This is a genomic window from Salinivibrio sp. AR647 (genome assembly GCF_001995415.1).
Lineage (GTDB): Bacteria > Pseudomonadota > Gammaproteobacteria > Enterobacterales > Vibrionaceae > Salinivibrio > Salinivibrio costicola.
This window is the reverse complement of the sequence record NZ_MUFE01000002.1, coordinates 46421-60909: the sequence shown is the minus strand read 5'-3', so window position 1 is coordinate 60909 and position 14489 is coordinate 46421. Positions and strand designations below refer to the sequence as shown.

14 protein-coding genes are annotated in these 14489 nt (G+C 49.7%); 3 read left to right on the top strand and 11 right to left on the bottom strand.

The window, feature by feature from the left end; all coding sequences use genetic code 11:
- Positions 1-128: 128 nt before the first annotated feature.
- The 9 genes from BZG76_RS02830 to BZG76_RS02790 all read right to left on the bottom strand — a co-directional run bounded on the left by BZG76_RS02830 (position 129) and on the right by BZG76_RS02790 (position 8580).
- Positions 129-590 carry a thioesterase family protein gene (locus BZG76_RS02830; RefSeq protein WP_077460088.1) on the bottom strand — a complete coding sequence of 154 codons (462 nt, stop codon included), beginning with the start codon at positions 588-590 and terminating at the stop codon, positions 129-131.
- Positions 590-1546, bottom strand: a complete 957-nt coding sequence (locus BZG76_RS02825) for an L-carnitine dehydrogenase (protein ID WP_077460087.1) — start codon at positions 1544-1546, stop codon at positions 590-592. Before BZG76_RS02825 ends, BZG76_RS02830 begins: the two co-directional genes overlap by 1 nt.
- The gene (locus tag BZG76_RS02820) at positions 1543-2454 is read right to left on the bottom strand and encodes a 3-keto-5-aminohexanoate cleavage protein (protein WP_077460086.1); all 912 of its coding nucleotides are present in this window, start codon (positions 2452-2454) and stop codon (positions 1543-1545) included. The genes BZG76_RS02825 and BZG76_RS02820 overlap by 4 nt, the downstream gene beginning before the upstream one ends.
- 578 nt (positions 2455-3032) lie before the next feature.
- The gene (gene drt3b, locus BZG76_RS02815; RefSeq protein ID WP_077460085.1) at positions 3033-4964 is read right to left on the bottom strand and encodes an antiviral reverse transcriptase Drt3b; all 1932 of its coding nucleotides are present in this window, start codon (positions 4962-4964) and stop codon (positions 3033-3035) included.
- Positions 4957-6138 carry an antiviral reverse transcriptase Drt3a gene (gene drt3a, locus BZG76_RS02810; RefSeq protein ID WP_077460084.1) on the bottom strand — a complete coding sequence of 394 codons (1182 nt, stop codon included), beginning with the start codon at positions 6136-6138 and terminating at the stop codon, positions 4957-4959. The genes drt3b and drt3a overlap by 8 nt, the downstream gene beginning before the upstream one ends.
- Positions 6139-6317: 179 nt before the next feature.
- Complete coding sequence (locus BZG76_RS02805; RefSeq protein WP_077460083.1) at positions 6318-6719, bottom strand: CBS domain-containing protein; 402 nt, start codon at positions 6717-6719, stop codon at positions 6318-6320.
- Positions 6716-7066, bottom strand: a complete 351-nt coding sequence (locus BZG76_RS02800; protein ID WP_077460082.1) for a P-II family nitrogen regulator — start codon at positions 7064-7066, stop codon at positions 6716-6718. Before BZG76_RS02800 ends, BZG76_RS02805 begins: the two co-directional genes overlap by 4 nt.
- Positions 7067-7075: 9 nt before the next feature.
- Positions 7076-7855, bottom strand: a complete 780-nt coding sequence (locus tag BZG76_RS02795; protein WP_077460081.1) for a DUF1538 domain-containing protein — start codon at positions 7853-7855, stop codon at positions 7076-7078.
- On the bottom strand, positions 7855-8580 hold the full coding sequence (locus BZG76_RS02790; RefSeq protein WP_077460080.1) for a DUF1538 domain-containing protein: 726 nt from the start codon (positions 8578-8580) through the stop codon (positions 7855-7857). Before BZG76_RS02790 ends, BZG76_RS02795 begins: the two co-directional genes overlap by 1 nt.
- Positions 8581-8805: 225 nt before the next feature.
- Between BZG76_RS02790 and BZG76_RS02785 the strand changes: the two genes are divergently transcribed.
- Positions 8806-9702, top strand: a complete 897-nt coding sequence (locus tag BZG76_RS02785; protein ID WP_077460079.1) for a TIGR01777 family oxidoreductase — start codon at positions 8806-8808, stop codon at positions 9700-9702.
- Positions 9703-9835: 133 nt separating this feature from the next.
- Here BZG76_RS02785 and BZG76_RS02780 read toward each other — a convergent pair whose 3' ends face one another.
- Positions 9836-12277: an ABC transporter permease gene (locus BZG76_RS02780; protein WP_077460078.1), complete on the bottom strand. Its 2442-nt coding sequence runs from the start codon at positions 12275-12277 to the stop codon at positions 9836-9838.
- Positions 12267-12953 carry an ABC transporter ATP-binding protein gene (locus BZG76_RS02775; RefSeq protein ID WP_077460077.1) on the bottom strand — a complete coding sequence of 229 codons (687 nt, stop codon included), beginning with the start codon at positions 12951-12953 and terminating at the stop codon, positions 12267-12269. Before BZG76_RS02775 ends, BZG76_RS02780 begins: the two co-directional genes overlap by 11 nt.
- Here BZG76_RS02775 and tesA point away from each other — a divergent pair.
- Positions 12952-13563 (top strand): multifunctional acyl-CoA thioesterase I/protease I/lysophospholipase L1, encoded by a 612-nt coding sequence (gene tesA / locus BZG76_RS02770; RefSeq protein WP_025744738.1) that lies wholly within the window; start codon positions 12952-12954, stop codon positions 13561-13563. The two genes, BZG76_RS02775 and tesA, sit on opposite strands and share 2 nt — an antisense overlap.
- Before the next feature lie 29 nt (positions 13564-13592).
- Positions 13593-14438: an SDR family oxidoreductase gene (locus BZG76_RS02765; protein ID WP_077460076.1), complete on the top strand. Its 846-nt coding sequence runs from the start codon at positions 13593-13595 to the stop codon at positions 14436-14438.
- Positions 14439-14489 lie beyond the last annotated feature (51 nt).

Below are 14489 nucleotides of genomic sequence, written 5' to 3'. Positions count from 1 at the left end.
GTGTGGTGGGGTTGGCGTAGCGATAATAAATCCTCCTTGAGCCGGAAGTCGGGCCGGCGATCCCGTTAACCGCTCAGCCTCTACTGAGCGGGACTTGATAACTCTTTAGCGCCCGATGGCAGCGTCGTTCAATACCGCTTGGGTAACCCGATACGACGGCCGGCACTCTCGGGCCAATCACTCTCAACCGCGCAAGGCAGTGTCTCGATGAGATTGGCCACAACATCTGGAAAAGGCGCGGGACGACCGGTTTGCGTATCGATGCCCATCAGCATCTGCTCGCTGGTGGCCAGCACCTCACCTTGGCTATCACACATTTGCATAAACACGTGCAGGCGCTTTTGATCACGCGCTAACACGGTCACGTCGACCACCAAGGTCTGGCCTTGATGCGCCTCACGTCGGTAACACAAATGGGTTTCTAGGGTATAAATGGTATAGCGATGCTGGGTGCGGCCGGCGTCATCCAAGCCAATAGTGGCCATTAGCGCATCGACACCCAGCGAGGACACGCGCGCGTACTCGGCATCGTTCATGTGCCCGTTATAATCAACCCATTCTGGCGCGACGTCTATCGTTAATAGTGCCATTAGATGCGCCCTTCCAAGCCTTCAGCCTCTGGCCAATACTTCTGCGCCAAGTCTAAAAGCTCGACCAAAAACGCGTCACGGCGACGGTCTAGCTCAGAAACGGGACGACCCGCGGCTTGGTGTTCACAGCCTTCCACCACTTTATCAATCAGCTCATCAGTCAGCTCAGGCGCTTCAAGTTTGGTCCACGGCAGTTTTAGCGCCGGACCGAACTGCTCTAGCATATGGCGCATGCCCTGATCGCCACCGGCTAGGTGGAAAGTTAAGAAGGTGCCCATCAGCGACCAACGCAAGCCACAGCCGTAAACTACTGCCGCATCAATCTCTTCAGTAGTGGCCACCCCATCGTTCACCAGGTGCAAGGCTTCACGCCACAGCGCTTCCATCAAGCGGTCTGCAATATGCCCCTCGATTTCACGCTTAACCACCAAGGGACGCATTGCTAGTGCTTGGTAAAGTGCATGGGCGCAGTCAATATGATCCGGTTGGGTGGCTTCGCCGCCCACTAATTCAACCAACGGCAATAAATACACCGGATTGAATGGATGCGCCACCATCACCCGCCCTGGGTGGTTATGACAATCCGTCTGCAGCTCGGTAGGTTTAAAGCCAGAGGTCGATGAGCCAATAATCGCGTTTGGCGCCGCGGCCGCATCAATTGCCGACAAGGTCTCACGCTTTATATCAATGCGCTCCGGCACGTTCTCTTGGATCAGGTCGGCCTCTTTCACCGCCTGCTCAAGGCTATCAACAAAGGTTAACCGAGCAGGATCCGCGCCGTCGGCAAGGCCCAGCTTTTCTAACGATGGCCAGGCATTGGCTACAAAGGCACGGGTGCGAGTGGGCGCTTGTGGGTCAGGATCATAGGCAACCACGTCCCAACCTTGCGCTAAGGCACGCGCAATCCAACCATTACCAATCACACCGGTGCCGATAACCGCTAACTGCTTGCTCATTGGTCACCTCCTTCAACCGGCTTGCCCGTCTTAGGGTCAACCAGTTTCAGCGCGCCGCGCGTTTGTGCGGGCGTCATAATGCGACCGCCAAGGTTTTCAATGATGGTGCTCGCCTTTTCTACCAAGCCGCCGTTGGTCGCCATCACCCCTTTTTCCAGATAAAGGTTATCTTCCAAGCCCACGCGCGCATGGCCACCCAGCAACATGGCTTGCGCCACCATCGGCATCTGATGGCGACCAATTCCAAACGCCGCCCAGTTGGCGTTTTCAGGCAGCTTATTGCGCATGGCCAGCATGGTTTCGGTGTCCGCTTCCGCGCCCCAAGGAATGCCTAAGCAAAGCTGAAACAGCGGATCGCCCTCTAGCAAGCCTTCTTTTTGTAGCTGGCGAGCAAACCACACGTGGCCTAAGTCAAAGCACTCCAGCTCGGCTTTCACGCCCGCAGCCTGCACCATACGCGCTTGCTCGCGCAGCCAGTCAGCGGTGTTGATGTACACCATGTCGCCAAAATTCAGGCTGCCGCAATCTAGGGTACATAGCTCAGGCAATAGCTCGCCCACTGGCGCATGACGCTCCGCTGGGGTTTGCATATCGGTGCCCGGGCCACCACGGCTTGGGTCTTGGGCATCCGGCACCCAATCACCGCCACCACCGCCGGTGATGTTCATGACAATATCGACGTCTGATTCGCGAACGCGCTCCATCACCTCACGGAAGTGATCAATGTTGTGGCTAATGCCGCCCGTTTCAGGATCACGCACGTGAATATGAGCGACACTGGCACCAGCACGCGCCGCCTCAATACAGTTGTCGGCAATCTGTTTTGGCGTGATTGGCACATTGGGGTTTTTGCCCGTGGTATCGCCCGCACCGGTGACGGCGCAGGTAAGAATGACGCTGCGATTCATGTTCGGCCTCTTGTCGCTTGATTAAACTGGCCACAGTGTGTCCGGAATACAGCGTCAAAACTTGACACTAAACGACATAAAAGACGCATAAAGAGACATTGTGAGTTGTTGGCAGGCTGACGGAATGGCACGAAAAGCCACTGGATAGCGTTAACCATGATAAGGTTTATCGATTGTTATTTGAGCATAGCGGATCACAGGCGTTGCTTAAGCGCTAGACTAGAAGGCATGAAAGCGGCGGCAGACGGCAAATTCTAACATTTCAGATATAAAAGGGATTCAGCGATGATAACGACACACCCATTTGACCCAGCAGAATTCTTGGGGGCATTCGTCACATAGTGGGGAGAATCAGATATGTAAACAGTCAAAGCGACGATCTTATAGCTCAACTGGCTGAAACATTATTAGCCGAGCGAGAGGGGAGCCGCCCACCTCCTATCGTGTGTGTGACCACAATTTCTTGCAGTCCGTACAAACAGCCTTACAGCCTTACATATGTCAACATGCATAAGCATGAACTATACGATCAACTGTTCGGATGAATGCAGAAGCCTACGGAGGCAGGCGACATATACCTAGGCATACGAGAAGATGTATTCTTTCTTCTCTAAACTAGCTTTCAAATAATCAGGGTCTCGCCATGCTACGACAAAGTCGTTTTTAAGAACAATGTCTCCTTGACGTTTAACACTGAATTCTACAGGATTTCCATTACCACATAAAGATATTTTTTTTACTTTCTCCATAACCCCCTTACGGATAGATTCATCAATATAAGGGCATGCCAAATAATCGAAGTAGAATATAAAGTACTCTGTATCTACAAACATATCAATGTGATTTAAAAAATACTCTCCCGCCAATAAAACAAGCCTATCGTGTATAGCTTTGTATTGATCGTTATCTTTAATATAAAGCATAAAGGTAACCCAACGAAAGTAAAAATCATTAGTTTCTGAATGATTAGTTAGGGAACTAATGTAGGAGTCTAACTTATCCGGAGGGAGCTGATACTCATCAGGGAGCATTGTTAAAATCATTAATAAATTCAGAGTTTCAAGCCCTACAATATCATTAGCATGATCAATATATATATTTATAGCCTGCCTAACATTATCAAATATCTTCTTAAAGATCAGGTCAAGGTAACTCTTCGGCCATAGGTTAGTTCTGTCGACCAAATCATAAACCAATCGTGCTAATCTATCTGTAGGCCTAATCCTAATATCCATTGCATGTATAAAAAATAACACATCCAGATCAACAAGAACCCAGTTAATATGGTGAGACTGCAAGCTATCCAACTCGGATATTTTTTCTAAATAGGTATAAAATCGACTAGCAAAAGAACTAAACAAATAGTTAGATATAGAACTGTACTCGACTTTGTGATTAGCCAACGCCATCTTTATTTCAGATATAGCTCTATTAGCTTTTGAGTCAGGTCTATTCAATTTTATGATTGGATCATCACCATTTTCTATATACCGTGATCGGTAAAAATCATTTACAGCATTTCTAAGTGAAAACTTGGATAGCGATATATTAGTAGAAAAAGGCCTAAATGATATTGTAGTTTTCGCTTCATTCAGGTACATCTTGTAGTCAAGCAAACAAATTTCTAAGTTTCTAACAATGCTTTTTTTTACATCATCCGAACGGTAAAAAATAAAGTAGTCATCAACATACCGCCTAAAGTCATAATCTTTAGATATAACATAGCCATTCTCACGCATCCTTTCCACCAAGTTAAGGTCTATCTTCTGTAAAATAACCTCAGAAAATATCCTACTAACCTCTGGCCCAATAAGTATACCATTTGTCTCTCTATAGTTAGTTAACTGCATTAAATTGTCAAAGTCACCATCAAAGCTACCATCAGGTTTAGCTTTTGCTAGCCGCTTGTTTTTCACAGCCCAACCAATTGAATGTGTGTATATGCTAGGAAAACACTTAGACACGTCAACTTGCACCATACTATGAAACTTTTTCTCTAATCGATGGTATTCATAGGACTCAAAAAACCTATACAAGAAAGGATAGGTTTTATACTTAAAATATGAGCTTGAAACAATACGCTCCTCACTATCAGACTCTACACCATCACGAAACTTAGAGCCTTTCTGTCTTTTTCCATAAAATTTAGTCGTTTTCCTATATGGATGCCTTAATGAGTATTTCGATTTGTTACAGTAGTATTCTATCAGTTCTCCATACTCCTCATAAAAATCGCATACTTTTAATTGCGCTGCTGGATGCATTATGGAAATCAAACGAGGACTTTTATTCCCTCCTCGACTGACCGAGTAGTTTAAGGGAATATAGCAGCCAGATTTTTTACCAAAATCTAGCCCGGAAACAGTGCTGTATGCGTTGCAATGACGGCTATCACTAAACCTTTCATACATTATAAAATTTGAATACCATAATGGTAGCTCATACGGAAGAACATCAGTCAGCAATGCTCTATACTTATCATTAGTGTTAACTTTAATCACTTTAGCCATTCTTCCAAACCCGCATTATTTTAGTTGTCTTTTTTCTACTGAAATTACCAACATTGCGCTTAACTGCATTTCCATAAAATGATATTTTTTTTATTTTCCTAATTTCTTTCGCGGCAAGCCCAAACCTTGGGTTTTCAAGTTGATTTATAAGAAACCCATCTATAGACTTCAAACATTCAAAGCCATCTGTAGAATATTGATAGTTATGTGCAATCCCGGCTAGTAAGTCGCCATTCTTACCTTTCTTTACAGTCTTCAATAGACTTAGAAATTCAATTCTTCTTTTCAACAACCCAATATCCTTTTTTTTGCTATTCTCGTACAAAGACATAGCAATTCTAGACTTTATTTTATTTAATTTTGACTCTGATATCTTTACGCTAACTTGGTTGGCATTTCTTCTCTTAGGCGTTACTTTAATAGAATAACCCAAATAATCAAACTCAGCATTTGAAGATGAGCCTAGAAACCTCTTGTTACAATTATTGTTCAACTCAAGACCCAGGTCTGATAGAGTGCTTTTCAAACACTCCTTCACACTTTCTTTCTTACTATCTGTCGTAATCAATATGATGTCATCAACATATCTTGAGCTAAAAATTACATCACGATTCTCTGCCATTTTTTTATCAAACTCTTCGAGATATAACTCTGCAAGAGTTGGGCTTATTGATAATCCTCTTGGCAAACCTGAGAAACAAAAAATAGACTTCAATTGATGATTAATATCACTTAAAATTTTAACACACTCTGGTGATAAAATAAGATCATCCTTAATCTTATAAAGAACATCATCAAATGATATACTCTCATAACATTTTTTTATATCTACTCTGATAACATAATAATCACCTGAGTCTTTTAGAAAAGTAATAACACGCTTGACAATTAAATTTCGATCAGACTGCCTTACTTTATATATTTTCCTTAAGAATCTATCAACTAACTTTATTGCGAAGAAATCTTCAAATCGACTTGGTGTATATACTACTTTACCCTTTATAATCTTGTTATCGAGGGGTAATAAGTCAAACCCATTTTTTTCCCAGTGATATATTGTCTGGTCTAACGCAGCATCTACATTACCAAACATTGATAGCAAGTCCCATCTGCTCACATCCGTGGGTGCAACCACTTTAGACAACTGCTCTCTGTTAAAAACCTGTTTCAACATGATTCTTATTCCAAATAAAAAATGAATAGTAATTCAAAAAAGGGGGCCATACGTTACTTTACGCTAAGTGTTATATTTTTATCTAACCTTTTGATTTTTAATAAAGCGAGCGAATGTGGATACCTTATTTCGAGTAAAGGTGGTTCCTTTTTACCCCCCTAATCCTTCCGATTCTAGCTCTACACTTCTTCCGCAAGCATGCCGTAGATCACGATCAGGTTATAACTGACCATGCCGAGGACTTGGCCGTTTTCGATTACGGGGGCGCGACTGATGCCGAAGCGTTCGAATAAACGGGCGCAGTATTTCACATTCATATCGGGGGAGACGCTAAGCGCGGGTTTGGTCATAATTTCATAAACATTCACCCGTGATGGCGCGCGGTTTTTGGCGAGCACTTTTTTGGCAATGTCGTTCATTAACACCAAGCCGAACTCGTCGCTATCATCGCGTTTATTAATAATCAGTGCTTTGACATCTTCTTGGCGTGCAATGCGGATCGCTTCTTCGACCGTGGTGAGCCCATCAATACACACGGCATTGGCATGCATCACATCTCTGACCGTTTTATGTTGTTTCATAACTCGTCCTTCACCACTTCGGTTAATTCTTGCATTTGGTGGGCCACGCCCACGGCATCTTCCACATCAATTTGCACCGCGATGCCACTGCCAGGCGTGGCATCGAACTCGCCCACGTCATTAATGGTTTCGAGTATGGCGCGCGCCAGGTGCTCTTCCACCAGGAAGATAGCCACGTCTCGCTGTACATCCAGCGTGAGGCCTAAAAAGGTTTTTTTCTGAACCAAGCCTTCGCCACGTGCGTTGTTAATAATGGTCGCGCCGGTGGCGCCGGCTTTTCTTGCGGCATCGAGCACCGCATCGGTTTTGGCATCTTCAATAAACGCCATAATTAATTTGAACCGCATAGGCTCTCCTTACGATGAACGCTGTGCGTGCTTTTTTTGTAAATAGGCTGTGATTTGGGCATAGCCCATCACGGTGATCATCGGAAACAAACTGGCAAACGCAATTAAGCCAAACCCGTCGAGCATCGGGTTTCTTCCCGGTACGGTAGAGGCTAGCCCCAACCCGAGCGCCGTCACCAAGGGTACGGTGACGGTTGAGGTGGTCACCCCGCCAGAATCATAGGCCAAAGGCACGATAAACGGCGGGGCAAAATAGGTTTGGATCACCACCACCACATAACCGGTGATGATGTAATAATGGAGCGGATCGCCCACCACAATGCGATAGCACCCCAAGGCAATCCCCATCGACACGCCAAGCGCCACCGAGGCGCGCAACCCATTTACCCGAATTGCCCCGCCCGAGACTTTGGCGGCTTTGATTGCCACCGCAATTAATGAGGGCTCGGCCACCGTGGTGCTAAAACCTATCGCTGCGGCAAACAGATACACCCAATAGTAGGCTTGCCAATCGATCTCGCCGCCTGCTTTGAGTGCCGCGCCGACAAAATCGGGAGCGGTCAACTGCTCGGCCATCGACGATCCCAGCGGGAATAGCGCCAACTCCAGCCCCATTAAAAACAGGCTCAAGCCCAAGATGACATAGAAAAAACCAAACAAGATCCGTTTGGGGTTATTGAGCGCTTTGCGTAGTACAAATAGCTGAAAACCAACAAGGATCGCAATAATGGGGATCACATCGCGCACGGTGGAGAAAAAGGTGTCGATAAACAGGCGCAGACCGTCCATCACGCCACCACCATGCCGTAGGCCATCACAAAGATCATCGGTGATAGCGAGGCGAACGCAATCAAGCCAAAGCCATCCACCATAGGGTTACGCCCTTTAATCACGGTTGCCAACCCCACGCCGAGCGCGGTCACCAATGGTACTGTAATCGTGGAGGTGGTTACCCCACCCGAGTCATAGGCAATGCCGATAATGCTCGGCGGGGCGACCATGGTCATCGCCACCACCAGCAAGTAGCCGCCAATGATTAAACGGTGGATCGGCCAGCCTTTCATGATTCGCACCACGCCGAGCACAATCGCAAACCCAACCGAGAGCGCCACCGTGATCCTAAGGCCATTGGCATAGTTGTCTTTGGCCGCTTCGCTGGTGTGTATCATCCCACCGTTAGCGGCGACATCTGCCGCCTCTGCCGCTACCGCGGTGAGTGCGGGTTCGGCAATGGTGGTGCCAAAGCCAAGTAGGAAGGCAAACGCAATTAACCATCCTAAACTGCCTTTGTGGGCCAGCGAATGTGCCATCGATTCGCCAATTGGAAATAGCCCCATGTCTAAGCCGTATACAAATAAGGTCAGCCCCACCACCACCAGCACCAAGCCAAAGGTAATTGAGATCCAGTTGGGCAGCGGTTGTTGCAGCACAATGACCTGAAAAAAGCCAATCACCAAGATAATGGGTAATAGATCACGAAAGCTTCCCAGCAATGATTTGAATAACGCTTGCATGTAGGCGACATGACTCCTTGCGTATTAACAGTAAACACGGTGTTTATGTGCCTATTTATGTTAACACTCCCAAACCAAGGTGCGAGAAGCAGAGCAAAAAACTGCGCGATCCAACCGATTTTGGTTGCGGTACGTATCAGGATGCAAAGCAATCACTTGCGCTAAGTCTAAAACCCTCTTAGCGTTACGGTTAGGGATTACAACAACACGTTTAGGACATCAGGCATGAAGATTCTTATTACCGGCGGCACTGGCCTGATAGGTCAGGCGCTGATTCCGCGATTACTCTCTGAGCATCAAGTCACCGTGCTGTCTCGGTCGGTGCAAAAAGTGACGCAATGTTTTGCCAATAGTGTGACACCGCTAGAGCGGCTCGATGATTTGTCGCATCTGAATGATTTTGATGCCGTGATTAATTTGGCCGGTGAACCTATCGCCGATAAACGTTGGAGTGAGCAACAAAAAGGGATTATTTGTACCAGCCGCTGGGGGCTAACCGAAAAGCTGGTTGAAAAAATCCATGCCAGCAGCACCCCACCTCACACCTTTATTAGTGGCTCGGCGGTGGGGTATTACGGCGATCAGCAAGATCGCGCCTTTGATGAAACCTTGATGGTTCATGCCGATGACTTTGCCCAGCACGTGTGTCATCAGTGGGAGAAAATTGCACTGAAAGGCGCCTCAACCAACACCCGGGTGTGTTTGCTGCGCACCGGCGTGGTGTTAAGCGCCGAGGGGGGCGCGTTGAAACGGATGATGCTGCCTTACAAGCTTGGGCTCGGAGGCCCGATCGGCAAAGGGCAGCAATATATGCCGTGGATTCATATTGATGACATGGTCGGTGCCATTATCCACCTGCTCAACACCCCTGAGCTCAAAGGGCCGTTTAACTGCACCGCCCCGGAGCCGGCGACCAATAAACGGTTTAGCCAGGCGCTCGCCAGTGCCTTAAAACGCCCGCATGTGTTCTTTGTTCCCACACTCGCGATCAAAACCATGATGGGCGAAGCCTCGCACTTGTTGCTCGATAGCCAGCGCGCCTTGCCGCATGCGTTAGAGGACTCAGGCTTTGAGTTCCAGCACCCCAAGGTGGAAGAGGCGATGCAGTCTTTATTTAAATAGCGGCTTTTGCCTTTCGCACAAGTGTGTTACTGGCCAGATTTTGCTGGACGTTTGATACAAAAAAGCGGGTATCAATTTTCTTGATACCCGCTTTGTTATGTGTAAAACGAGGATGCTTTAAACCCGCACCGCGTTAACGCCGTTGCGGGTCAATCAGTTTACCCAGCATTGAGGCGACGGTGACAAACACCAACCCCACTGCTAACACCGGTAGCACCGCCCAAAGCTCGGGATGCAAACGCACTTCCATTTCAAAGCCCCATTTGAGCAGCCCTGCCATCGCCGCTTCAGCGCCAAGCACCGCCATTAACCCCGACACCAAGGCCATCACCCCATACTCACTCCACAGAGTGCGTTGAATACGGGTGCGGCTGGCCCCCAAGGTACGGTAGAGGTTAATTTCCTGCTGGCGTTCGCTCAGGCTGATACGCAGCAAGGTCAGCAGCAGTAGCAAGCCGCTGATCACCGCCAGCCCTGCCAACACCGAGAGCGACAAGCCAATTTGACGCAAAATCGATTGAATACGACTGCTCATGGTGCGTAAATCGAGCAGCGTGACGGTTGGGTATTCCCGCGCCAACCGATTGAGCAATGACGTTTGTGATTCATCAAGCCGGAAGCTCACCAACCAGTTGGCCGGTTTGTCGGCGAGAGTGTCACGATCGAAAATAAAATAGAAGTTAGGCCGCATGTTGCGCCATTCGACTTCACGAATCGAGTTGACCGTGGCGGTAAAGTCTTGGCCGGTGACGCTAAAGGTGAGGCTGTCGCCAATCTCAATCCCTAAACGCGCGGCAATATCCGCTTCCACCGAGACGCCATTTTCGGTTGGCCAGTCGCCCGCAAGCACCTCATTATGCGAAGGCAAGGTTTCACGCCAGGTAAAGTTAAGCTCTCGGCGCAGCGCTTCATCGGCTTCATCGCGCTCGGCTTCATCGGTGGAAACCTGGTAGCGCTCGCCATTTTTGCCCACTAACCGGCCGCGCACGATCGGATACGCATCGGATCGCATCAAGCTGGCTTGATCGAGCTCTCCCACGTAGTCTTGTTGCGCACTTGGTGCAATATTCATGGCAAACACATTGGGCGCATCGGGTGGTAGCATCCGTCCCCAATCGGCGAGCAAATCGGTACGCAGCAGCCAGATGATCGCCAACAGCATAAAGGAAATGGCTAGCGCGCCAAGCTGAACACTGCTAGCGAGCTTGTTGCGGGTGATCCGGCTGAGGGCCAATTTTACCGACGGCGCGCGTACGCGCGATTTCACCAGCTTGAGCAGGCCTAAACCAGCCAATGCGAGCAGCACGATCATCGCTGCCATCGCCGCTAACACACTCCATAATAAGGTGTTATCAAACGCCCACAGCGCAAGCGCGCCAACCGGAATCGCTATCAGGATAGCGGCGGTACCACGACGATGCCGCCCGCTGCCAGCCTGCGATTGCACGGCTGCCAACGCGGGCGCATCCAGTAATTTCAGCAATGGCACGCCCAGTGCAGGTAACGCCACCAGCAAGGCAACCCCTGGCGCGAGCACCCATGGCACCCAGCCGTAACTGGGCAGCGGTGAGGGCAATACATCAGTTAGTGGTAAACGCAGGAGCACTTCCAATAGGTAGCCGGCGCCTAAGCCCACCACGGTCGCTAACACAAACAATAAGGTCAGCTGACGCGCTAACCAGCGCCGCACCCACTGCTGACTGGCGCCCAGACTTTTTAGCATCGCCACCAAATCGGCGCGACTTTTGGCATAGTGCTGACACGTGAGCGTTAAGGTGGCCGCGGCCATCACAATCACTAAAACGACGGTAAGAGATAAATACTGGCGGCTGCGGTCGAGCATATCGCCAGTACGATCAGAGGTGTTTTCATCCACCCAGCGCTCGCCGTCTTGCAGCGTATAGCTGTCCCTTGCGGCACTTAAACTTGGCTCATCACCGGTTAAGAAGTAGCGATAACGTACCCGGCTCCCTTCGCGTACCACGCCGGCGGCAGGCACATCATCACGGTGCATCATCACCGCAGGCATTTGGCTAAAAGGGTTAAACGACAGCTCTGGCTCGGCGGCCAAGGTGCCACTGACGTTGAGATCAAGATTGCCAATCGAGACCTTATCGCCGGGCTTAACATCGAGCAAACTAAACACCCGCTCAGACAGCCATAGCTCACCGGGCTGAATGCGTCGATCACCCGTTAGGGCTTGGCCGTTTTGCTCCAACACCAAGTCGCCACGCAACGGATAGAGGCTATCCACCGCTTTCACGCTCACCAGCTGCATGTTTTGTTCGCTGAACGCCATGGTGCCAAAGCGGGTTTGTGCTGATACCGTGGTGCCCGCTTGTTTAAAGGTCTCAATTTGCTCGGTGTTTATAGGCTGGCGCGTGCTTAGCACGGTATCAGCAGCAATCAGGTTGCGCCCTTGTTGGGTGAGGACGTTTTCAATCCGATCGGCCAATGCGGAAAGCGCGAACACGCAGGTGATAATCAGCGCCAGCGCCACCGCCACCGGCCATATCTGTCCATGCAAAAGCTCTCGCCACGCCCAGCGGTTAAGCAGTCCATTATTACTCGCCATTGACGTGCTCCTGTAGTTTGCCGCTGTCCATCATCAAGGTACGCTGACAGCGTTTGGCCAGCGCCGGATCGTGAGTGACCAACACCAAGGTGGTGCCATGCTTTTCATTCAGCTCAAACAGTAAATCAATAATGGTTGCGGCGGTTTTTTGGTCGAGGTTACCGGTTGGCTCATCGGCAAATAACACGTGCGGGCGGATAATAAAGGCACGCGCGAGGGCAACACGCTGTTGTTCGCCGCCAGAGAGCTGTGAAGGTAAGTGTGTTTCCCGTCCTTGCAATCCTACCGAGGCCAGCAGTTGCTTGGCGCGGGTGTCGTCTTCGTTTTCGCCACGAATGGTCAGTGGTAGCATCACATTTTCTAATGCATTCAGTGATGGCACTAAAAGAAAGCTTTGGAACACAAACCCTACCGATTCCGCGCGCAGGGCGGCACGGGCATCTTCGTCCAAGGTGGAAAGCTTGTGCCCGAGCAGATCGACTTCGCCTTCACTGGGCGTATCTAACCCGGCAAGCAAGGTCATAAGGGTCGATTTTCCCGCGCCCGACACGCCCATTAATGCAATCGACTCACCCGCCTCGATTTGTAGCGAGACATCCTGCAAAATGGTAAGCGGCTGTTCGCGTGTCACGACATGTTTTGCAATTTTTTCGGCTCGAATAACAGGAGAGGCCATGTTACGCATCCTTACTTTGTTGTGTTTTTTGTGGGTGAGCAGTGCGAGTGCACAAACGCTCCTCGTCCTCGGTGATAGCCTAAGCGCTGGCTACCAAATGGCGGCTGAACAAGCCTGGCCTGCCAAGCTGCCGCGCGCACTCAACGACCATAATGTCGAGGTTGAGGTGATTAACGCGAGCATTTCCGGCGACACCACCGCCAATGGCCTACAACGTTTGCCGCAACTGCTTGAGCGCCACCAACCTGAGTGGGTGCTGATCGAGCTCGGCGGCAATGATGGCCTGCGGGGTTGGCCGTTCAACCGTATACGAGACAACCTTAAGCAATTGATCACTCAGGCACATACGGGCGATGCCAAGCCGCTGTTAGTACAAATCCAGATTCCGCCCAATTACGGCCAGCGCTATGCGCAAGGGTTTGCTGATATTTATCCTACACTGGCAGAGCAAACACAAACCCCCTTACTGCCCTTTTTTATGGAGTCTGTGATCCAAAAGCCTGAATGGATGCGTGATGATGGCATTCATCCGATGCCGGCCGCCCAAACGTGGATTGCCGAGTTTATGGCAGAGCAACTGGTACCGTATCTGTCACAGCCTGACAGTTAATCAACAATAATCAACCAATAGGGATAACGATGACAGCCACCCCCCCTTTAAAAAACGCGATCCTTATCACCGGTTGTTCAACAGGGATCGGTTTTGCCTGTGCCAACGCCTTGCATGCTCAGGGCCACACGGTGATCGCAAGCTGCCGACAAGCGGAGGATGTCACACGGTTGCAGCAACAAGGATTAACCTGCATTCAGTTAGATGTCTCGGACAGCAACAGCATTGATCGCGCGGTGGCCACGATTGATGAAATGACCGGTGGGGTCTTGTTTGGCCTCTTTAATAATGGCGCTTACGGCCAACCTGGCGCGCTGGAAGATTTGCCCACCGACGCGCTGCGCGCTCAGTTTGAGACCAATGTGTTTGGCTGGCACCATTTAACCCAAGCCTTATTACCGATGCTGCTCAGTCATAGCGGGGGACGGATTGTGCAAAACAGCTCGGTGCTTGGCATTGTCGCGCTCAAATACCGTGGAGCCTACAATGCGAGTAAATTTGCGCTTGAAGGCTGGACCGATACCCTGCGTTTAGAGCTGAGCGATACGCCGATTAAGGTGAGCTTGATTGAGCCTGGCCCGATTGAAACAGCGTTTCGTGCCAATGCGCTCAGCGCTTTTAAACATTGGGTCGACCCCAATAAGAGTCGTCATCATCATGCCTACCAAGCCCAATTTGACCGTCTCGCGGCGGACGAAGGTGGCAACAAATATACCCTACCCGCCGACGCACTGGTTGCGCCACTGACGCATGCCTTGTTCTCGCCTCGCCCCAAGGTGCGTTATCGCGTCACTCAACCCACCGTATGGATGGCGATTCTCAAGCGACTGCTCCCTAGCGGTTGGCTGGATCGGGTCTTGCTCAAAGGCAGTTAATGCAACAATAAGCCGTCGCGGTAAAAAATGTGCTGACTGCCTCATTTGTCA